We start from the raw sequence: 20,053 nt of genomic DNA on the forward strand, positions 1-20,053 counted from the left end.
TTCCGCTATCAGTTCGCCGGCGCTGGCGCAGGGGCAGCCGGAGCGGCAGGAGCCGCACCGTCGATATTGTTGAAATAACGGAAGAAGGTCGAGTCCGGGGACAGAACCAGCGTCGTGCCGTTGCCGTTCAGCGCATTGGCATAAGCGGACATGGAGCGATAGAACTCGAAGAAGTTCGGATCGCGCTGGAAAGCCTCACCGAACACCCTGTTGCGTTCGGCATCGCCTTCACCGCGCAGCACTTCGGACTGACGGCGCGCATCGGATTCGAACTCGACAACCTGACGGTCGGCGATGGCGCGGCGGCGCTGCGCCTCTTCGTTGCCGCGGGCGCGGATCAGTTCGGCCTCGGCCAGACGTTCCGACTTCATGCGCTCGAAGGTCTGCTGCGAGACTTCCTGCGTCAGGTCGGTACGGCGGATGCGGACATCGACGATGCTGATGCCGAGCGATTCCGCATCGGGACGCAGATCGTCACGCACTTCCTGCATCATCGATGCACGGGCGTCCGAGAGCGCCGATTCGAAGCCGCGCAGACCGTAGACCCGGCGCAGCGATGCGTCGAGACGGGTACGCAGGCGCGATTCCGCCGACATCTGGTCACCCGAGACAGTCTGCCGGAAGCGGCGCGCATCCGTGATGCGATAGACCACGAAGGCATCGACCTCGTAGAACTTGCCGCCGGAAACCTGAACACGAATATTGTCGTGATCGAAGCGCAGCGCCCGGTTCTCGATATATTGCACCCGGTCGGCATCCATGAAGGCGAAGGGCAGCTTGAAATAGAGGCCCGGCGCGGTTTTCACATCCTGGATTTCACCGAAGCGGACGACGATGGCCTGCTGGCGCTCGTTGACGACGAAGATCGACGAGTAACCGAGGAAAAGCACGACGGCGAGGCCGACGAGAATGGCAGAAAGACGGTTACCCATATCAGTTGCCTCCCTGCTGTGCTGCGCCCGGATTGTTGCGCATGATCTCGTTCAGAGGCAGATAAGGCACCACGCCCTGTTTCTCATCGATGATGATCTTGTTGGAACCCTTCAGGACCTGCTCCATCGTTTCCAGGAACATGCGCTGGCGGGTCACGTCCGGCGCGGTGCGATACTGGTCATAGATGGAGACGAAGCGCTGCGCCTCACCCTGCGCCTCGTTGACGACGCGCGACTTGTACGCGTTCGCTTCTTCGAGGATCTGCGCGGCCTGACCGCGAGCCGCGCCGAGCTTCTGGTTGGCGTACTGGTTGGCTTCCTGAACGAAGCGGTCTTCGTCCTGTTCGGCACGCTGCACTTCGTCGAAGGCATCGGCCACTTCGCGCGGCGGCGCCGCATCTTCGATGGCCACGGCATTGATGGAAATGCCCGCGCCATAACCGTCCATGGTGGACTGGATGATGGTGCGCACATCCGCCGCAATCGCCTGACGGTTATCGCGGAAAATGTCCTGTGCCGGACGACGGCCGACGACTTCGCGCATGGCGCTTTCGGAAACCTGCTGCAGGGTTTCGGCCGGGCTGTCGACGTTGAAGAGATAGGATTTCGGATCCGAAACCGTATAGAGCACCGAGAACTGCACGTTGACGATGTTCTGGTCGCCCGTCAGCATCACGCCGCTCGACGAAGACGACGAGGCGCGCGAACCGATATTCTGCTGCTGCTCGGTAACCTTGACGATTTCAACCGTCTCGATCGGCCACAGATGGAAATGCAGACCGGGCATCGAGATTTCGTCCTTCGGACGTCCGAAACGCAGCTCCACGCCGCGCTCGTCCGGCTGAACGGTATAGATGGACTGGATGCCGAGGAAAACCAGCACGACGAGAACCGCGATGGCAACCGCGCCGCCGTTGAAGCCGCCGGGCAGCACATTCTTGAAACGGTCCTGGCTGCGCCGGATGATCTCTTCGAGATCGGGGGGGCCGCCATTGCCGCCGCCACCACCGCGAGGCCGGTTAGGCCCCTGCCCCCATGGGCCGCCACCGCCGCCCTGGTTGTTTCCTCCACCGCCGCCGCCCCAAGGGCCGCCGCCGCCATTCTGATTGCTCCAGGGCATCAATACCTCTTTATAAAAGCCTCTCCCGGTTCCGTTCGAAAGCGATTGCTCGCGTGCGGCGGGAATATCGACCCGTTATAGGAAGGAGAAGCGTCCGTTTCAACGCAGAGGTGGTAACTAAATACCCAATCAGGGTAAATAGTTCACTTTGACGCGGCTCTTCGCACATAAGTGGTAAACAGAACCGGATAATTGTCCTTTTCCCCTGCGGGAGCGGGGATTTCCTCGGTTTTCTCAAAAACGGCAGGATCGATTTCCGGAAAAAAAGTGTCGCCATCGAGCTTTACCGCGACATGGGTGACGGAAAGTTGATCGGCGAAGGGCATGGCCTGACGGTAAATCTCACCGCCACCGGCCACGAAGACCTCATCCACACCCAGCTCCGCAGCCTTGCTTTTGGCAAGCTTCAAAGCCTCCTCCAGCGAGGAGACGACATCCACGCCTTGCGGCCGGTAATCGGCATTGCGGCTGACGATGATATGCGGGCGGCCCGGCAAGGGACGCTCGCCGACGGATAAAAATGTCTTGCGGCCCATGATGAGCGGCTTGCCCATCGTCATCGCCTTGAAGCGCTTGAGGTCGGTGGAAAGCTTCCACGGCATGTCGAGATCGCGGCCGATGACGCCGTTTTCGGACACCGCAACGATGATGGTGACGCGCGGCTCGCTCATACCGCGATCGGCGCCTTGATGCTTGAATCGGCCTCGTAGTTTTCCAGCGTAAAGTCTTCGAACTTAAAGCTGAAAAGATCCTTCACATCCGGGTTGAGGCGCATCGTCGGCAGGGCCTTGGGCGTACGCGTCATCTGCAGCTTCGCCTGCTCGAAATGATTTGCATAGATATGCGCATCGCCGAGCGTATGGACAAAGTCGCCCGGCTTCAGGCCGGTGACCTGCGCCACCATCAGCGTCAGAAGCGCATAGGAGGCGATGTTGAACGGCACGCCGAGGAAAATGTCGGCCGAGCGCTGATAGAGCTGGCAGGAGAGCTTTCCATCGGAAACATAGAACTGGAACAGGCAATGGCAGGGCGGCAGCGCCATTTCGTCAACCAGCGCCGGGTTCCAGGCCGAAACGATGTGACGGCGGGAGTTCGGATTGGTTTTCAGGCCCTCGATCAAAAGCGCGATCTGATCGACATGGCGACCGTCCGGTGCCGGCCACGAGCGCCACTGCGCACCATAGACCGGACCGAGATCGCCGTTCTCGTCGGCCCACTCATCCCAGATGGAAACGCCGTTTTCCTTGAGATAGGCGATATTGGTATCGCCCTTCAGGAACCACAGGAGTTCGTGAATGATGGAGCGCAGATGCAGCTTCTTGGTGGTGAGAACCGGAAAGCCTTCGGAAAGGTCGAAACGCATCTGGTAACCGAACACCGAGCGCGTACCCGTGCCGGTGCGGTCTCCGCGGTCGGAGCCGGTTTCCATCACATGCCGGAGAAGATCGAGATATTGTTTCATGCGTTCTGCCGCCGATTCCCTGATATCAGGGGAATATAATAGCACAGGGCGGCAGAACCAATCACCGGGGAAACGCTTATCCCCGCCTTTCAGGAAAAATCAGAGAGATTGCAGTTTCCCGAGTTCCTTGGCGACCAGATAATAAAAGGTCACGCGCGATTTGGAGCGGTCCGCCGCCATGGCCTTGGCAACGGCATCGATTGCCTGATCGGCCGTACCGTCGGTCACGCCGAGCTTCTTGCCGCACCAGCTCGCCTTCACACGTGCAAGCTCTTCCGGATCGGAAGCGGACACCAGCGAGGAATCCCGGTTGCGCAGGGCGATGCCGAGATGCTTGACGATCTTGCCGACCACGGCTTCGTCGGCTGCTGCGTCGTATTTCTTCACATCTGCGAGATAGTCAGTCATGTCCACTCCTTCGTGTGTCCCCGGCCCGGTGTTGCTTCTGGTGACCGGTTGCATGGACAATGGGACAGCAATCCCTCGTCGTCAAGAATTGTCTAAAGTGCGGGCCGCAATCACGAAACCTTTTCATGGAATTGTCATCACCCCCCTTTTCTCAGGCGGTCGAAACGCCTATATGAGCCTTGCCGGGGCAACCCGGCTATGGCGATAAACGGTCGGTGTAATAAACCTATTGGACCCGGGGGCGGTACCCGGCGCCTCCACCAAAAACCGGCGGACTTTCATGAAACGAAGGCCGGCTTTTGATGGGGGCGAAATAGGATCGACAAGGGCGTAAAGATCGAACTTTTGCTCGGCATGATACCGCCGTTATCGGGTCACAAGTGTAGTTGCAAACGACAACAACGCTAAGGAATATGCTCTCGCTGCCTAATGGCGGTGCGGGAATTCCGCTCTAAAGTCCTCACGGTTAGCCCCGTGAGGCGGGGTTCGGAGGTACCTGGCAACAGAAACCTCCACCTTCTCCATTTTGCCTGAATTGGTTATATGATAGCTGACTCGCAATCGGCATCGGCTTTTCCGTTGCTGCCGTTCAGGACATTGCGTATACTTGGCCGACGCGTGAGCGTCAGGATCGGAAATGATCCCGGCTCAAGGATTACGCGAAGATTCAAAGTGTTACAGCGTCCTTGGCGCGCAAGCCGCGCCGTGCATGAAAAGACGTTCGAATAAGGGAAAGACAGGACCGCATGGGGCAGGATCATATCCGTTACGACATTCTCGCACAGGATGCCCTTCGCGGCGTTATTCGTAAGGTTTTGGGTGAAGTGGCCGCAACCGGCCGTCTGCCCGGCGACCACCACTTCTTCATCACCTTCCTGACCGGCGCGCCGGGCGTGCGGATTTCCCAGCACCTGAAGGCGAAATATGCCGAACAGATGACGATCGTTATCCAGCATCAGTTCTGGGACCTGAAAGTAACCGAAACCGGCTTCGAAATCGGCCTGTCCTTCTCGGATACGCCGGAAAAGCTGGTTATTCCCTATAACGCCATTCGCGGTTTCTACGATCCTTCCGTCAATTTCGAGCTCGAATTCGACGTGCCTCTGGCCGAAGAAGAAGAATTGGAAGAAGCCGAAATCACCGCTTATCCCGTTTCCCACGAGGCAAAGCCGGCTACTGCTTCCGAAACGCCCAAATCCAGCGAGGAAAAGAAGGAAGGCTCGGTCGTTTCGCTGGATGCCTTCCGCAAGAAGCAATAACGGCTTTTACGCCGAGCTTACGAAACCCGAGGAGACATATCCCCATGGCGGCCGATATCGTCAATCTGCGTCAGTTTCGCAAACAGAAAGCCCGTAGCGAAAAAGAAAAGCAGGCGGAGCAGAACCGCCTGTCCTTCGGCCGCACCAAGACCGAAAAAAATCTTACCTCGGCCCTGAACGAAAAGGCCGAAAAGGCGCTCGATCAGGGGCGGCTCGAAAAAAACGATGACGGGACCGGCAAAGACTGACAGGCCGGCCGGCCGTCGCAGATTTCGGGACTATCGGAAAAGAATCGCAAAACAGGGACTTGCCGGGGAGACATGATTCAGACCTCCAACCGGTTTCACCGGAGACCGATCTGATGATCCGCAAGCACTCCGCGACGTTGCACGGCCACCGCACCAGCATTTCACTCGAGGATGCCTTCTGGGACGAGCTGAAAACCATTGCGGAAAGACGCAAGATCAGTTTCGCGGCCCTGCTTGCCGAAATAGACGACAACCGCTCCGCCGACAGCAATCTGTCCTCGTCGCTGCGGGTTTATGTGCTGAACTGGCTGAAAACCCGCTGAGGTTTTCCGGCGTGAGTAAAGATACGCAATCGATCACGACCTGTGGATGCCTCTATCCGGATTTGTCCCCCCGGACTACAAAAATTACTGCCAAAAACTCGTAACGCCGTGAAAGCATTCATTAAACATTGGCGGCCTAGTCTGCGCTGCAAGGCATTTCCCGTATTGCGTAGCCTTGCTTTCAAATACTGTTTCCAGACCTTTCCCATCCACCACGAAGCGTTCCCGGGTTTCCGCCGTCAGGGAACGAGTTTACCGTGAGATTCTCGACTCATGCTCGAGGATGATGCAACGTTCCGGGACAGGTTTCCCACTTTCGCAATATGAAGGCCGATCAGCCCTCCCCTGCCCGCAAGCTTACGGCGTGGCGGGAGCATTTTCCGGCGCCAGTTGCCGGATGGCATTTTCCGTCGGAGGCACCACCAGAACCGGCGCGGATTGCCGCTCGGGCGTCGGCTGTTGCCCCTGTTCCTGCTGTTGTTGTTGCTGTTGTTGCAACCGCTCCTGCTGTTCCTTTTCCTGGCGCAGACGTTCTTCGGCTGCCGCCTTCAGACGCGCCTCTTCTTCGGCCTTGGCCTTGGCTTCCGCCTCCGCCCGTTCCTTCTCGGCCTGCCGCTCGGCCGCCTGCGAGCGATAAAGCGCCACTTCGCGGCGCAGACGCTGCTTTTCGAGAACGCTGGCCTGCATGGCCTCCACCCGGCGACGCTCCTTTTCGAAAGCCCGGAGCGACAGGTAATTGCTGAGCGCCGAAACGTCGGTCGTCAAAGCCGGCGCGGCAAGCGGGCCGTTATAATTCAGGCGCACCGAAGGCTCGGCCCCCGCAACCGTTTCGGTGCCGGGATTGAGCAGGAGATCGAGGTCGCCGTTCACCGTCGAAGCCGCAAGATCGACCGTTGCATCGGCCGTCAGCGTTACCGGATCGATCCCCGCGCGCAAATTCTTGAAATGAAGCGCGCCGCCATTCAGCGAGAACGGCAAGGCCACATCGCCTAGACCGATTTCACCCTGCCACAGGCTCTGGTCCACCAGCGGCCGCACCTTGGGCGCGTCGATCGGTTGCTGCAAACCGTCCGCCGCCTGCAGGATCGGCGGCAGGGTGCCCGGATTGAGCCCCTTCAGCACCAGCCCACCGACCCGGATTTCACCCGAGCCGCCTGCCGATTTCAGCATTTCACCGACGCTTTTGCCGGTCGATTCGGCCGTCAGGTCGATGGCGACCCGGCCTGCCGCGACCGGCCCGTTGGCATTCGCCCACAGGATCGGCTCGGGATTGGCGTCGGTGACCGCAATCTTGGTGCGGAAAATGCCCGCCCCCTCGCCCGTGGACATGGCGAGCCGTCCCGTCAGCTTGCCGCCCATGAAGGTGCCGGCAACATCGTCGAGCGAGAGGCTGCCAGCATCATGCGTGACCTTGGCCGAAACACCCGTGACCGTGCCGAAGGGGCCGGCCTCGAAGCTCTCCGCTTTCAAGGCAAGCGAAGCCTTGAGCTGCGGGAACGCGGCCATGGCCAGCGGCTTGGCGTTGAGCGCCCCGGTTTCCGGATCGATCACCGGCCCATAGATCGCGTCACCCAGCCAGGCGAGATCGGCCGTTCTGACCGCAAGATCGCCGGTGACGGGATAGGGCGCGGCGCGCTGGAAGGTCAGATTGCCCGAGAACGGATTTCCGCCCGCCTGCCCGCCTATCGAGGAAAGCGCGATCTTCTGCCCATCCACCGCCACTTTCGCGTTGGCCTTCAACGCCATGCCGCCGCCAAGCTGCGGCAGACCGACGGCGTTCATGATGAGATAGGGCTCGATGTCGGCGCTTTCGAGCGCCACGTCGGCGCTGCCCTCACCGAAATTGGCCGACGAAACGGCAAAGGAACCGTTCATCGAAAAATGCGTGCGCTCCGTCGAGAAGCGTAGTTCCGTCTGGGCGGGCGAGCCGAGCGTGCCGTTGAGCTTGATGGACAAAAGCCCCTCGCCATCCGCATCGAAGGGCAGCGGATCGAGCCCCGCCTGCCCGAACAGGATGGCCGTCGACTGGTTTTTCAGAACCGCTTCCAGCGACATGGCGGTATCATCGGTGATCGACAGGAAATCCGGCATCTTGGCCACGGCCGACAGCCGGCTGCCATTGACAGTGCCGGAAACGGCGACATTGGCGCCGCCATTTTCGCTATTGACCGAAACATCCATGGAGAGATCGGAATTGGCGTACCACGGCGCACTCGCCGCCAGACGGCTGAGGAATGGGTGGTTCGGCAATTTCTGCTGCAGCATGGTGAAGAACGGCTGCATATCCGCCGCATGCAGGTTCACCGTGCCCTTGCCCGCATATTTCAGCAGCGAACCCTGCAGCTCACCCCTTGCCCTGACCTCCGCACCGGCGATGTCTCCGGCCGTCATGTTTTCCAGCGAGAGAACGCCCCCCGCCATGGTGAAGGCGGTCTCGACATGATTGGCGGTCACACCGGCCATGTTGAACCGGTCGGCCTTGAATTTTGCGGTAATGCGGTGGTCGAGGACGGAACTGCCGACCTGATCGCCAAGCGCCAGACTGCCGAGCGCCTTCAGCGCATCGAGATCGATTTCGTTACCGGCAAGATCGATGGAAAGATTGGAGGTCTTGCCGTCGGAGCGCCGCTCCAGCTCACCCTTCAGCGACGCATCGCCGACTGCAAGCTCCAGATTGTCGAAACGCTGGTTGAGCGTCGTCAACGAGACATCGGCGGAAAAACCGGCGGCATTGAGCTGGCGGATCGCCGGATCGACGGAACCGGAAAGCCAGTTCGCCAGACCCGAGGGCTGATTGGAAGCGAGAAGCAGATTGCCGTTGAAGGCAGGGCCGCCGAGAAGCGTCAACGACCCCTTAGCTTCGAGCTGCGTCCGGCCCGGCAGGGTCGCCACGGCATTCACCACCTGCCAGCCGCTGCCTTCAGGGCGCACATCCAGCCTGATGTCGCGAATGGTCGTATCATCGGAAACGAGCGCCGGAAGGCTGATGCTGGCCTTGCCCGGCACCGGCGGCACCGGAATGCGGGCCACCATGGCCGCAAAGGCCTCGATACGCTGGCGAACCGAGGCGGTGGGCTGGCGCGAGGTCTTGCCCGCCTGCACGACGGGCGGCGCAAAGCGGGCGACATCGATCTGCTGGCCATCGGCCGTCAGCAGGAATTCCGGCTTGGCGCCGGTATCGAGCGTCGCTTCCCCGGTCACGACATAGGGATTTTCACTGCCGCCGAGTTCCATGCGGTAGCTCGGGATACGCACGCTTTCATTGGTGAGTTCAAAGCTGCCGCGAGTGCGCGGCGAGGAAAACAGCGATTGTCCTGCCTGCTGCTTCTGCTTTTCGTCTTCGCGGAAACTGAAGGAGAAAGAACCGCTATAGGCCGGCTTTCCCGCCGTTGCGGCAATCGCACCATCGAGATCGACCTCGACCGGATGTTCGTCCGGCACCAGCCGCACCCTCAGCCCCATGCGGCCGGCGGCATAATCCGGCTCGCTGCTGGAGAGCGAGAAGGAGCCCGGATGCCCGTCGACGGCGGCGCGTCCCTCCGCCTTCCACGGCCCGGCCAGCGAATTGGCGGACATGTCGGCATTGAGACCGGTCACGACACGGTTGCGGCCGGATTGCTCGTCGATGAATTCGATCTGCCCGCCTTCGATCTGCACGCTTTCCAGAACCACGGTGCGGGCGGGAATTTCCGCGCGGCTGCCGCGCATCCAGTCCAGCGTGCCGTCCTTCAGCAGCCTTATCTTGGCCTTGGGTTCCTCGATGCGCATGTCGAAGATACGCGCCTCGCCGGAGAGGAAAGGCGCAAGCTCGGCATCCATGGAAAAACGGGCGACCTGAATGAGCGGCGATCCATCCGCATCCGTTCCGGCACGCACATCATGCAATGTTACCGAAGGGAAAGGCAGGATACGGGCTTCGACGCGGCCATGCACCACCACCTTCTTACCGAGAATACGGCTTGCCTGATCCTCGAAATCGCGGCGGAAATCCGTCCAGTCGACGAAATAGGGAATAAGCAGCGCCGAAAACAGCACCACGGCCAGCAGTCCGCCCAGAAAAACCAGAATACGTCCGAGCACTGACCTGCATCTCCCTTCGCGAACGCTGCAAACCTATTCTTTTCTGCCTTAACGGCAAGCAGCCTTTTGTACCAATCAAATATGAGAATGATCAGACAAGACGGAACAACTTGCCCGGATTGAAGATGTTATCGGGATCGAGCGACGTTTTGATGGCGCGCATCAGATCCAGTGCATTGCCCGCCTCTTCAGCGAGGAAACTCATCTTGCCCTGGCCGATGCCGTGTTCACCGGTGCAGGTGCCGTCCATGGCGATGGCGCGGCGGTTGAGACGGGCGACGAAGGCTTCGGTTTTCGCCACGCTTTCCGCGTCCTTGCCATCGAACAGAATAAGGACGTGGAAGTTCCCGTCGCCCGCATGGCCGACGATGGGTGCCAGAAATCCATTTTCCTGAATATCCCGCTGCGTTTCCACCACGCAATCCGCGAGCCGCGAAATCGGCACGCAGACATCGGTGGAAAGCCCGTCGAGATGCGGCGCGAGCGCGCGGGAAGCCCAGTAGGCATCGTGCCGCGCCTTCCAGAGCTTGTTGCGCTCGGCCGCGTCGCTCGTCCAGCGGAAATCCACGCCACCGCATTCGGCGGCGATCTCCGCAAATTGCTGCGATTGCAGCGCCGCCGTTTCTTCGGTGCCGTGGAACTCCACGAAGAGCGTCGGCTTCTCCGCGTAGTTCAGGCCGGAATAGGCGTTGCAGGCCCGCACCTGCACCTCGTCCAGCAATTCGATGCGGGCGACCGGAACCCCCATCTGGATCGTCATGATGACGGCATCGCAGGCCGCCTTGACGCTGTCAAAAGTGCAGACCCCGCCGGCGATTTTTTCCGGAATACCCTGAAGCCGCAAGGTCACGGAAGTGATGACACCGAGCGTGCCTTCAGCACCGACGAAAAGCCGCGTCAGATCGTAACCGGCGGACGACTTGCGGGCACGGCGGGCGGTGCGGATTTCCTCGCCATTGGCGACGACGGCGGTGACGGCCAGCACATTGTCTTTCATCGTGCCGTAACGCACGGCATTGGTGCCGGAGGCCCGCGTCGAGGCCATGCCGCCGATGGAGGCATTGGCGCCGGGATCGATGGGGAAGAACAGGCCGGTATCGCGCAGATAGACATTGAGGTCCTCGCGCGTCACGCCCGGCTCCACCGTCACGTCAAGATCTTCGGCATTCACCTCAATGATGCGATTCATCCGGCTGAAATCGATGCAGATTCCGCCGTTCGGCGCATTCACCTGCCCTTCCAGCGAAGACCCCGTTCCGAAAGGAATGACCGGCACCTTATATTGCGCGCAGACCTTTACCACCGCCTTCACATCGTCCGCACTCTCGGCAAAAACGACGCCGTCAGGGGCCTGTAGCGTCAGGTAGGTGGTGGTGTGGCCGTGCTGCTCGCGAAACGCCTGTCCGGTCTGGAGCCTGTCGCCGAGCTGCTGCTTCAGCACCGCGAGTGCAGACGCGATGCCCTCTTCGTTCCGCTTTCCCGCCACCACATCTTTCAGCGCCATCGTCCGTCTCCACCGCAACATCTGCCCGTAAAGGATTCGATCCGTTACGAAATTCCGTCAGGTGGTATGGGATAAGGTTAACGCTTTGTCCAGCATCGCGATTGCGCCAAACACTGTTTGGCGGCAACCGTTTTTCACTCTGCCGCCAGCAGCGGCTTGTCCTCCTCCAGCGCCTTGCGGCGGGCGGCAAGTTCAAGCTCGCGGTGAAGACGGATTTCCTCATCCGCCTGCGGTTTGGCGAAGCGGGCAATCAGCAGGTAGGAGACCGGCGTGATGTAAAGCGTCACCAGCGTCGCAAAACCTAGGCCGCCGACGATAACCCAGCCGAGCGCGATGCGCGCTTCCGCGCCGGCACCCTGCGCCAGCACCAGCGGAACACCGCCGAGAATGGTCGCAATCATCGTCATCATGACAGGACGCAGGCGAATGCTCGTCGCCTTTTCAATGGCTTCCCGCACGGTTGCGCCCTGATCGCGCAGATGATTGGCGAATTCGACGATGAGAATACCGTTTTTCGCCATCACCCCGACGAGCAGCACGAGCCCGATCTGGCTATAGACGTTGAGGCTTGAACCGGTAACGAGCAGCGCGATGACCGCGCAGGCAAGGCCGAGCGGCACCGTCGTCATGATGATGACCGAACTCAGCACGCTTTCGAACTGCGCAGCAAGCACGAGGAAGATGATGGCGATGGCAAAACCGAAGGTCAGCAACATGCCGCTCGAATTTTCCTCCAGCGTCGCGGCCTCGCCGAGCGGCAGCAGACGAGCGCCGGCCGGCATGACGGATTGCGAAAGCTCATTTACCTTTTGCAGCGCCTCGCCCAGCGAAACGCCGTCCTTCAGATTGGCAGTAAAGCCGACGGAGGGAAGCTGCTGCTCGCGGTTGAGCTGCGGCGCAACCGCATTTTCCTTCAGCGTGGCGATGACCGACATCGGCACGATCTTGCCGTCGCCCGTCTTCAGGAAGACGTTTTCCAGATCTGTCGGATCGTTGATCGGCCGGGTGGAAGACAAAAGCCGTACGGGAATCGCATCGCCATCCACGAAGACGTCGACAATCGAGCGCCCTTCCAGCAGCGACTGCATGGCGCGCGACAGGCCGGTGATATCGATGCCGAGATCCGACGCACGCTCGCGGTCGATGGAGACGGAAATCTGCGCCTGATTGGGTTCGTTGTCGAAACGCGGCGTATCGAACAGGCCGCTTTCCTCCATGGAAAGCAGCAATTTCTGCGTCGCCTCGGTCAGCGCCGCATAGTTGCTGCCAACCATCGCCATCTGCAGGCCGTTGCCGGCACCGCGAATTCTGAGGCTGTTCGGCTGCATTGCATTGCCGCGCAGCGCCGGCACCCTGTTGGCGGCGGAAGTGACATCGGCGGCAATCTGGTTCTGCGTGCGTTCACGATCTGCCCAGGGCGCCAGCGTCAGCACCATGAAACCGGTATTGGACGAGCCGTTCATGCCGGTGATGGAGTAAATATTGCGGATTTCACCGCTGTCGCGCAGCGGCTGCAAGTTTTCTTCAATCCGCTGCAATTGGTCGCGGGTATATTCGAGGCTGACGCCCTGCGGCGCGGTGACTCGCATCATGATCGAGGCGCGGTCCTCGCGCGGCGTCAACTCGTTCTGGATCATGCCGAAGGCGATCCACGACAGGCCGGAAAAGATCAGCGCCACGACGATAACGATCAGCGGATTGTTGAGGCAGGCGGAAAGCGTCGTTTTGTAGGTGGAGGCAAAGACATTACCGAACCATGCGAGCGGCCCCGTCGGCTCCTTCAGCCCCTCCTTCAACATACGCGAGGCGAGCATCGGGCAGAGCGTCAGCGCCACGATGGAGGACAAGCCCACCGCGAAGGCCAGCACGAAACCGAATTCGCGGAACAGGCCGCCAAGCTGGCCCGGCAGGAAGGAGAGCGGAATGAACACGGCGGCAAGCGTCGCCGTCGTCGCGATGACCGCGAAGAAAACTTCCTGCGTGCCGAGAACGGCGGCGGCGCGCGGCCCCATGCCTTCCGCCCGGCGGCGCACGATATTTTCCAGCACCACGATGGCGTCATCGACCACGAGACCGGTCGCCAGAACAATGGCAAGCAGCGTCAGAATATTGACCGAGAAGCCGACCATATAGATGGCGACAATGGTGCCGATCAACGCCACCGGCATGGTGATTGCCGGAATGAGGGTGGCGCGCCAGTCGCGCAGGAAGAGATAGAGCACGACGACGACGATGATCGCCGAGAGACCGAGCGCCAGCTCGACCTCGTGCAGCGCGCCTTCGATGAAGACGGCATCGTCACTGGTTACGACGATGCGCGTACCTTCGGGCAGATTGGCCGACATGGCGTCGACGGCCGCCTTCACGCCGGTCGAGATACTGAGCGTGTTCGACTGCGCCTGACGGATGACACCGAGACCGACGCCCTGCACGCCATTGGAGCGCAGCGAGGTGGATTCATCATCCGCCCCCAGCATGACGGTCGCCACATCCCGCAGGCGGATATTGTTCTTGATGAGAAGATTGGAGAAATCCTCAGGCTTCGTCAGGCTGGCGGTGGCGCGCACGACGATGTCCTGCGTCGTGCTTTTCAGCGACCCCGCCGGCACGTCGAGGGCTGCGCTGGCAAGCGCGTTTGAAACATCGGTCACCGTCAAACCGCGGCTGGCGAGCGCCGCCTGATTGAGATCGACCCGAAAAACCTTTTCCTGATCACCGTAAAGCTCCACATCGGCCACGCCGTCGACGGCGGCCAGACGGTCGATGATCTCGTCATCCACCAACTTGGTCAGGTCTTCCATGCTGAGCGTGGAGGAAGTGACGGCAAGGCGCATGATCGGCTGGCTGTCGGAATCCGCCTTGATGATCTGCGGCTCGTCGGCATCGTCCGGCAACTGGTTGGTAACGCGGCCGATGGCGTCGCGCACATCGTTGGCGGCAACCGCCAGATCGACATTGTCGCCGAATTCCAGCGTCACGCGGCTGGTGCCGAACTGCGAGTTGGACGAGATGGATTTGACGCCGCTGACCCGCGCCACCGCACCTTCGATGGTCTGCGTCACTTCCTGATCGATGGTTTCGGGTGCGGCCCCCTCATAGGTGGTCCTGACGCTGATCGTCGGCCGGTCGACATCAGGCAGTTCACGCACTTCAACGCCCACCAGCGCCGCAAGGCCGGCAACGACCAGAAGCGTATTGAGAACCGCCGCCAGAATCGGCCGGCGGACGAACAATGCCGTAAAGGCGAGCTTGGAATCCTGCCCGGAGGGTGGCTGCGTCGTCATTGGCTGGCAACCTCTTCAGGCTTCGGCTGATTGCCAACGCGGACCGCGCCGCCTTCCCTGACACGCTGAAGGCCCTCGATCACGACAGGTTCGCCATCCGCCAGCTCCGCCTTGACGAGAACGGCATCGGGATTGCGCTGCACGATCTGCACCCGCACTTTGTTCGATTTATTGTCGGCCACACGCCAGACGTAAGAGCCTTCCGCATCCCACTGCACGGCCAGCGGATCGACCGAGGCATAGGTCTCCCCGGCAAAACGCATGGTCACGCCGAAGGACATGCCCGCCCTCAACTCGTCCTTCTCATTGCCGAACTTCGCCCGGATGCGGATCGTGCGGCTCGCCTCATCGACGCGGTTGTCGACGGCCTCGATCTCGCCCTTGAAGGTCTCACCCGGCCGGGAAATGGACGTCGCCTCCACCGGCATGCCGACCTTGATCGCGGTTGCGAACCGCTCGGGAGCCCAGAAATTGACGAGAATTTCCGAACGGTCATCGATGCTGACGATGGTTGACTGCGTGGTGACGTTATCGCCGATATTCGCGGCGACGATACCCGCCACACCCTCTATCGGCGCAACGATGTCGCGGCGCTTGAGATTGAGTTCGGCGGTGCTCAGCGCAAGCTTGGCGGCTTCCTCGGCAATCTGCGCATCCAGCACATCGAGGCGGGAAACGGATTTCAGGTTCTTGTAGGAATTGGATTTTTCAACGGCGCTGCGCAGCGCCACCTGCGCCTTGTCGCGCTCGATCACCTGCTCTTCATCGTCGAGCCGCGCCAGCACCTGGCCCTTCACGACACGTGCGCCGGACGACGTGCGAATTTCGGAAAGCGTGCCGGAAGCCTGCGGCATGACGACAACCGACTGGATCGCCTCGCCATTACCGATGGCGTTCAGCCGGTCATTAACCGTGCCTTTCTTCACCGGGGCCGTCACCACCAGTGTGGCGTTGCCGTTGCGGCGCGCACCGCCGGCATTCTGGCCTGTGGACGCACCGGCTGCCGGGCCGCCGGATGCGGCGACTTCAATCGCCCCGGCAGGCGTTTTGCCAAGCCCTATCGCGGCGAGCACATTGCGGGCTTCGGGCGAATAGAAGCCCCAGAGACAGAGCCCGGCTCCCACCACGGCAACACTGACACCCACCTGTTTCCAGACCCGCATATATTTCTCCGGTTGATCCGCGCAGCACGACATGTTCCCAAAAACGACACGTTCCGGGACAGATGCAGTATTCCTGCTTGGCCAAGGCAAGGCAACGCACAAATCCGTTCCTTACGTAATTGTAATTTGGGCGCAAATGCCGCCCAGCGCAGTAAATCCGCAATCCATCTGTGCATTCCTGTCGCAAATATCCGCCATTGGGCTAATCTGCCCCCGAGACGTCATAACCGGAGGAAGCGATGAGCACCGTGACGAAGACCGAAAACCCGGAAACCGATCCGCGCGTCAAGGCGGTGTTCGATGATATCCGCGCCACCCGCAAATCGGATTTCATCAACAATATGTGGCTCTACCTCGCCTTCGATGCCGATCTGCTTGAAAAGACATGGAGTGAGGTGAAGGCGGTGATGGCGACACCTTCCGCGCTCGATCCCGTGGTGAAGGAAATGCTCTATATCGCCGTTTCCGTCACCAATGGCTGCTCCTATTGCGCCCATTCCCACACGGCAGCCGCCAAAGCCAAAGGCATGACCACCGAACAACATGCCGATTTGCTGCGCGTCATCGCGCTTGCCGCCAAGACCAACCAGCTTGCGGTGGCGCTGCAAGTGCCCGTTGACGCCGCTTTCGACGCCGACAGGCAGACATGAAAAGAAAAAATGCCTTTGAATGGGCGTTTTGACGGTTGATACCGGAATAAAAGCAGAACACGGTTCTGGCCTTTATATCCCGAATCACTACATTGGGCCGCATGAGCAACAGTTTTGACGATATGCCGTTCTTCGATGAGGAACCCGCCGCACCGCGCAGGGCAACGAACAATGCCGGTGCGGAAAGCGGCGGCGGGCTTGGCATTGCCGCCCGCGCCATGGCGGCGCGCGATCAGACGCGTGCTGCGCCCGATTATCTTTCCGGCCTCAACCCGGAACAGCGCGATGCCGTGGAAACGCTTGACGGACCCGTTCTCGTCCTTGCCGGCGCCGGCACCGGCAAGACCCGCGTTCTGACGACCCGCATCGCCCATATTCTGGCCACCGGCCGCGCCTATCCAAGCCAGATTCTTGCCGTGACCTTTACCAACAAGGCTGCCCGCGAGATGAAGGAACGTATCGGCGTTCTCGTCGGCGGCGCTGTCGAGGGCATGCCCTGGCTCGGCACCTTCCACTCCATCGGCGTCAAGCTTTTGCGCCGCCATGCGGAACTCGTCGGCCTGAAATCGGACTTCACCATTCTCGATACCGATGATGTCGTGCGACTGATCAAGCAGCTCATTCAGGCCGAAGGTCTGGACGACAAACGCTGGCCGGCAAAGCAGTTCGCCGGCATGATCGACGGCTGGAAAAACAAGGGCCTGACGCCGCCGGATATTCCGGAGGGCGACAGCCGCGCCTTCGCCAACGGCAAGGGCCGCGAACTTTACACCGCCTATCAGAACCGCCTGAAAACGCTGAACGCCTGCGATTTCGGCGACCTTCTGATGCATCCGATCAGCATCTTCCGCCGCCACACAGATATTCTGAAGGAGTATCACCAGAAGTTCCGTTACATTCTGGTGGACGAATATCAGGACACCAATACGGCGCAATATATGTGGCTGAGGCTGCTTGCCCAGCGCGCCAAGGGTGAACCGCAGAATGTCTGTTGCGTCGGCGACGACGACCAGTCGATCTATGGCTGGCGCGGCGCGGAAGTGGACAATATCCTCCGCTTCGACAAGGATTTCCCGGGCGCCAAGGTCATCAAGCTCGAACGAAACTACCGCTCCACCGAGCATATTCTCGGCGCGGCCGGCCATCTGATCGCCCATAATGAGGGCCGTCTCGGCAAGACGCTGTTCACCGAACGCAGCAGCCCGGATGATGAAAAGGTCGTGGTGCATGCTGCCTGGGATTCCGAGGAGGAAGCCCGTGCGGTCGGCGAGGAGATCGAACAGCTCCAGCGCAAGAACCATAATCTGAACGACATGGCGATCCTCGTCCGCGCCTCATTCCAGATGCGCGAGTTCGAAGACCGTTTCGTCACGCTTGGCCTCAATTACCGCGTCATCGGTGGCCCGCGCTTTTATGAGCGCCTCGAAATCCGCGACGCCATGGCCTATTTCCGCCTTGTCTGCCAGCCGGCCGACGATCTCGCCTTTGAGCGGATCGTCAATACGCCGAAGCGCGGTCTTGGCGATACGACGATTCGTAACCTGCACGACTATGCCCGCGCCCGCGATATTCCGATGCTGGCAGCGGCCGCCGACATCATCGAGACCGACGAGCTGAAACCGAAGGCGCGCAAGGCGCTGTTCGATGTGGTGCAGGATTTCCGCCGCTGGCAGGGTCTGCTGGAAAACACCGAGCACACCACGCTTGCCGAGCAGATTCTCGACGAAAGCGGCTATACCGCCATGTGGCAGGCCGACAAGACGGCCGAAGCGCCCGGACGGCTTGAGAACCTCAAGGAACTCATCCGCTCGATGGAGGCCTTCGAGAGCATGCGCGGCTTCCTTGAGCACGTAGCCCTCGTCATGGATGCCGAACAGAACGAAAATCTCGATGCCGTCTCCATCATGACGCTGCACTCCGCCAAGGGCCTGGAATTCGACACCGTCTTCCTGCCCGGCTGGGAAGAAGGCCTGTTCCCGCACCAGCGGGCGCTGGACGAAGGTGGGCGCTCCGGTCTGGAGGAAGAACGTCGTCTCGCTTACGTTGGCATCACCCGCGCCAAGAAGCTCTGCCATATCTGGTTCGTGTCGAACCGGCGCATTCACGGGCTGTGGCAATCCACCCTGCCCTCGCGTTTCCTCGATGAATTGCCGCCCGCCCATGTGGATGTCGCGGCATCCGACAGCAGTTACGGCGGTTATGGCGGACGCGGCGGCTACGGCCAGTCGCGTTTCGACAAGGCCGATCCTTTCACCAACAACTATTCCACCCCCGGCTGGAAGCGCGCGCAGCAGAACCGCAGCGACGCCACCCGTGACAATTGGGGCAGCCGCTCCGGCCATGCGGTGGAACGCATCGGTTATGGCGAAAGCGGCCCGCGCACCCGCACGATCGACGGCGAACTGGTGGCGAAATCCGTTGCCGACACGCCATCGAAATTTTTTGTCGGCGACCGCGTCTTCCACCTCAAATTCGGCAATGGCAACATTTCCGCCATCGAAGGAAACAAGCTGACGATCGACTTCGACCGCGCCGGCCAGAAGCGTGTGCTGGACGGATTTGTGGAAAAGGTCTGATTCGACAACCATGAGTGCCCGAAGGCTGCTTTTTCCATAGCCCGCGTCATGCCGTTGCAATAAAGGAGTTGCAATGGGGAAGTGGAACTGGCGAGGACAGCTTTGCATATATTACCGAAAAGCCAGCGCAGGCTCGCCGTTTTCCTGATCAATATGGACAGCGCCACCAAACGCCTCGCGGATATGACCGCGCGCCTCGACGCCATGGGGCTCAAGGCGGAGCGTGTCCCCGGCGTCAATGGCAGGGAACTGAATTACCCCATCCCGGAATTCAGCGAGATTTCCTACATGCTCATGCATGGCCGCCGTACCTCGCCGCCGGAAATCGGCTGCTATCTCAGCCATGTCGCCTGCGCCAATAAATTCATGGCGGGCGATGCCGATATCGCGCTCATCCTTGAGGATGACGTGATCTTCGACGATGATTTTCTCAACGCCATCGACGAGGCGGTGCTGAACGGCGGCCACTGGGATTTGCTGCGGCTCACGACCGTCAGCAATGGCCGCAAATTCCCGTTCCGCCAGCTTTCCAACGGTCGCTCACTCGCCATTGCCATCACGCGGGAAAAAGGGTCGGGGGCCTATCTCGTCAACCGCCGCGCCGGAAAATGGATATCGAAGCTGATCCCCATGCGGCTCGCTTATGACATCGCATTCGATCTCGAATATCTCGCAGGGCTGAAGGCGGCCTTCCTCTACCCGCTCTGCGCCACGCAGGATGCGGATGGGGAAAGCCAGATCCAGAACAATCTGCGCATCTACCGCCTGCCGCGCTGGCGCTATTTCACCGTTCTGCCCTATCGCGCCTATCTGGAAACCAGCCGGTTCCTGCTGCGCGGCATTCGCTTCGCCGTCGCCAAAGTGTGCGTTGCGATGGAGCGCGGCAAGGGCAAGACCGCCCAGGCCGGTCATTGATCGATCCGTCTTACACTTCGCCGGGCGTGAAGCCGACGAGATAGACCGCCGCGACCAAGGCTGCGAGAATGAAAATAGAAATGACGAAAATCGCCATCCGGTTCAATGGTTTGCGCGTCGTTTTCTTCA

At 60.5% G+C, this 20,053-nt stretch carries 15 protein-coding genes and 1 other RNA gene; 7 read left to right on the forward strand and 9 right to left on the reverse strand.

Annotated features, from left to right (window positions below):
* Positions 1-8 precede the first annotated feature (8 nt).
* The 5 genes from hflC to ACQZ5G_RS13290 form a co-directional block, all read right to left on the reverse strand.
* Positions 9-932: a protease modulator HflC gene (gene hflC, locus ACQZ5G_RS13270; protein ID WP_003522369.1), complete on the reverse strand. Its 924-nt coding sequence runs from the start codon at positions 930-932 to the stop codon at positions 9-11.
* Position 933: 1 nt separating this feature from the next.
* Positions 934-2,052 carry an FtsH protease activity modulator HflK gene (hflK, locus tag ACQZ5G_RS13275; protein ID WP_448736612.1) on the reverse strand — a complete coding sequence of 373 codons (1,119 nt, stop codon included), beginning with the start codon at positions 2,050-2,052 and terminating at the stop codon, positions 934-936.
* A gap of 143 nt (positions 2,053-2,195) precedes the next feature.
* Positions 2,196-2,723: a dihydrofolate reductase gene (locus ACQZ5G_RS13280; RefSeq protein WP_448736611.1), complete on the reverse strand. Its 528-nt coding sequence runs from the start codon at positions 2,721-2,723 to the stop codon at positions 2,196-2,198.
* Positions 2,720-3,514: a thymidylate synthase gene (locus ACQZ5G_RS13285; protein WP_080851482.1), complete on the reverse strand. Its 795-nt coding sequence runs from the start codon at positions 3,512-3,514 to the stop codon at positions 2,720-2,722. Before ACQZ5G_RS13285 ends, ACQZ5G_RS13280 begins: the two co-directional genes overlap by 4 nt.
* A 99-nt stretch (positions 3,515-3,613) precedes the next feature.
* On the reverse strand, positions 3,614-3,922 hold the full coding sequence (locus ACQZ5G_RS13290) for a DUF2853 family protein (RefSeq protein WP_003522365.1): 309 nt from the start codon (positions 3,920-3,922) through the stop codon (positions 3,614-3,616).
* Between the two features lie 142 nt (positions 3,923-4,064).
* Between ACQZ5G_RS13290 and ssrA the strand changes: the two genes are divergently transcribed.
* The 4 genes from ssrA (at position 4,065) to ACQZ5G_RS13310 (ending at position 5,752) form a co-directional block, all read left to right on the forward strand.
* Positions 4,065-4,439: a transfer-messenger RNA gene (gene ssrA / locus ACQZ5G_RS13295) on the forward strand.
* Positions 4,440-4,668: 229 nt separating this feature from the next.
* Entirely contained in the window at positions 4,669-5,181 is a 513-nt protein-coding gene (locus ACQZ5G_RS13300; RefSeq protein ID WP_003522364.1) for an SspB family protein, read from the forward strand.
* Between the two features lie 44 nt (positions 5,182-5,225).
* Positions 5,226-5,429, forward strand: a complete 204-nt coding sequence (locus ACQZ5G_RS13305) for a DUF4169 family protein (RefSeq protein ID WP_003522363.1) — start codon at positions 5,226-5,228, stop codon at positions 5,427-5,429.
* A 113-nt stretch (positions 5,430-5,542) separates the two neighbouring features.
* Positions 5,543-5,752: a ribbon-helix-helix domain-containing protein gene (locus ACQZ5G_RS13310; RefSeq protein ID WP_003522362.1), complete on the forward strand. Its 210-nt coding sequence runs from the start codon at positions 5,543-5,545 to the stop codon at positions 5,750-5,752.
* A gap of 357 nt (positions 5,753-6,109) precedes the next feature.
* On the opposite strand, the gene ACQZ5G_RS13315 is transcribed toward ACQZ5G_RS13310, so the two are convergent.
* From ACQZ5G_RS13315 to ACQZ5G_RS13330, 4 genes are all read right to left on the reverse strand, one after another.
* Entirely contained in the window at positions 6,110-9,832 is a 3,723-nt protein-coding gene (locus tag ACQZ5G_RS13315) for an AsmA family protein (protein ID WP_003522361.1), read from the reverse strand.
* A 91-nt stretch (positions 9,833-9,923) separates the two neighbouring features.
* Positions 9,924-11,336, reverse strand: a complete 1,413-nt coding sequence (locus tag ACQZ5G_RS13320) for an FAD-binding oxidoreductase (protein WP_003522360.1) — start codon at positions 11,334-11,336, stop codon at positions 9,924-9,926.
* A 134-nt stretch (positions 11,337-11,470) separates the two neighbouring features.
* Positions 11,471-14,620: an efflux RND transporter permease subunit gene (locus tag ACQZ5G_RS13325; RefSeq protein ID WP_003522359.1), complete on the reverse strand. Its 3,150-nt coding sequence runs from the start codon at positions 14,618-14,620 to the stop codon at positions 11,471-11,473.
* Complete coding sequence (locus tag ACQZ5G_RS13330; RefSeq protein ID WP_448736610.1) at positions 14,617-15,783, reverse strand: efflux RND transporter periplasmic adaptor subunit; 1,167 nt, start codon at positions 15,781-15,783, stop codon at positions 14,617-14,619. The genes ACQZ5G_RS13325 and ACQZ5G_RS13330 overlap by 4 nt, the downstream gene beginning before the upstream one ends.
* 239 nt (positions 15,784-16,022) lie before the next feature.
* Between ACQZ5G_RS13330 and ACQZ5G_RS13335 the strand changes: the two genes are divergently transcribed.
* The 3 genes from ACQZ5G_RS13335 (at position 16,023) to ACQZ5G_RS13345 (ending at position 19,924) form a co-directional block, all read left to right on the forward strand.
* Complete coding sequence (locus ACQZ5G_RS13335) at positions 16,023-16,433, forward strand: carboxymuconolactone decarboxylase family protein (RefSeq protein WP_020812057.1); 411 nt, start codon at positions 16,023-16,025, stop codon at positions 16,431-16,433.
* Positions 16,434-16,534: 101 nt separating this feature from the next.
* Positions 16,535-19,009, forward strand: a complete 2,475-nt coding sequence (locus ACQZ5G_RS13340; protein WP_448736609.1) for an ATP-dependent helicase — start codon at positions 16,535-16,537, stop codon at positions 19,007-19,009.
* A gap of 102 nt (positions 19,010-19,111) precedes the next feature.
* Positions 19,112-19,924 (forward strand): glycosyltransferase family 25 protein, encoded by an 813-nt coding sequence (locus ACQZ5G_RS13345; RefSeq protein WP_448736608.1) that lies wholly within the window; start codon positions 19,112-19,114, stop codon positions 19,922-19,924.
* The last annotated feature ends 129 nt before the right edge of the window (positions 19,925-20,053 follow it).

The sequence above is a fragment of the Agrobacterium sp. 22-214-1 genome (genome assembly GCF_053522465.1).

Bases quoted from the DNA above. Each gene is read 5' to 3' on its own strand.
- hflC (WP_003522369.1), bottom strand. From the start codon at position 932: ATGGGTAACCGTCTTTCTGCCATTCTCGTCGGCCTCGCCGTCGTGCTT.
- hflK (WP_448736612.1), bottom strand. From the start codon at position 2,052: ATGCCCTGGAGCAATCAGAATGGCGGCGGCGGCCCTTGGGGCGGCGGC.
- ACQZ5G_RS13280 (WP_448736611.1), bottom strand. From the start codon at position 2,723: ATGAGCGAGCCGCGCGTCACCATCATCGTTGCGGTGTCCGAAAACGGC.
- ACQZ5G_RS13285 (WP_080851482.1), bottom strand. From the start codon at position 3,514: ATGAAACAATATCTCGATCTTCTCCGGCATGTGATGGAAACCGGCTCC.
- ACQZ5G_RS13290 (WP_003522365.1), bottom strand. From the start codon at position 3,922: ATGACTGACTATCTCGCAGATGTGAAGAAATACGACGCAGCAGCCGAC.
- ACQZ5G_RS13300 (WP_003522364.1), top strand. From the start codon at position 4,669: ATGGGGCAGGATCATATCCGTTACGACATTCTCGCACAGGATGCCCTT.
- ACQZ5G_RS13305 (WP_003522363.1), top strand. From the start codon at position 5,226: ATGGCGGCCGATATCGTCAATCTGCGTCAGTTTCGCAAACAGAAAGCC.
- ACQZ5G_RS13310 (WP_003522362.1), top strand. From the start codon at position 5,543: ATGATCCGCAAGCACTCCGCGACGTTGCACGGCCACCGCACCAGCATT.
- ACQZ5G_RS13320 (WP_003522360.1), bottom strand. From the start codon at position 11,336: ATGGCGCTGAAAGATGTGGTGGCGGGAAAGCGGAACGAAGAGGGCATC.
- ACQZ5G_RS13325 (WP_003522359.1), bottom strand. From the start codon at position 14,620: ATGACGACGCAGCCACCCTCCGGGCAGGATTCCAAGCTCGCCTTTACG.
- ACQZ5G_RS13330 (WP_448736610.1), bottom strand. From the start codon at position 15,783: ATGCGGGTCTGGAAACAGGTGGGTGTCAGTGTTGCCGTGGTGGGAGCC.
- ACQZ5G_RS13335 (WP_020812057.1), top strand. From the start codon at position 16,023: ATGAGCACCGTGACGAAGACCGAAAACCCGGAAACCGATCCGCGCGTC.
- ACQZ5G_RS13340 (WP_448736609.1), top strand. From the start codon at position 16,535: ATGAGCAACAGTTTTGACGATATGCCGTTCTTCGATGAGGAACCCGCC.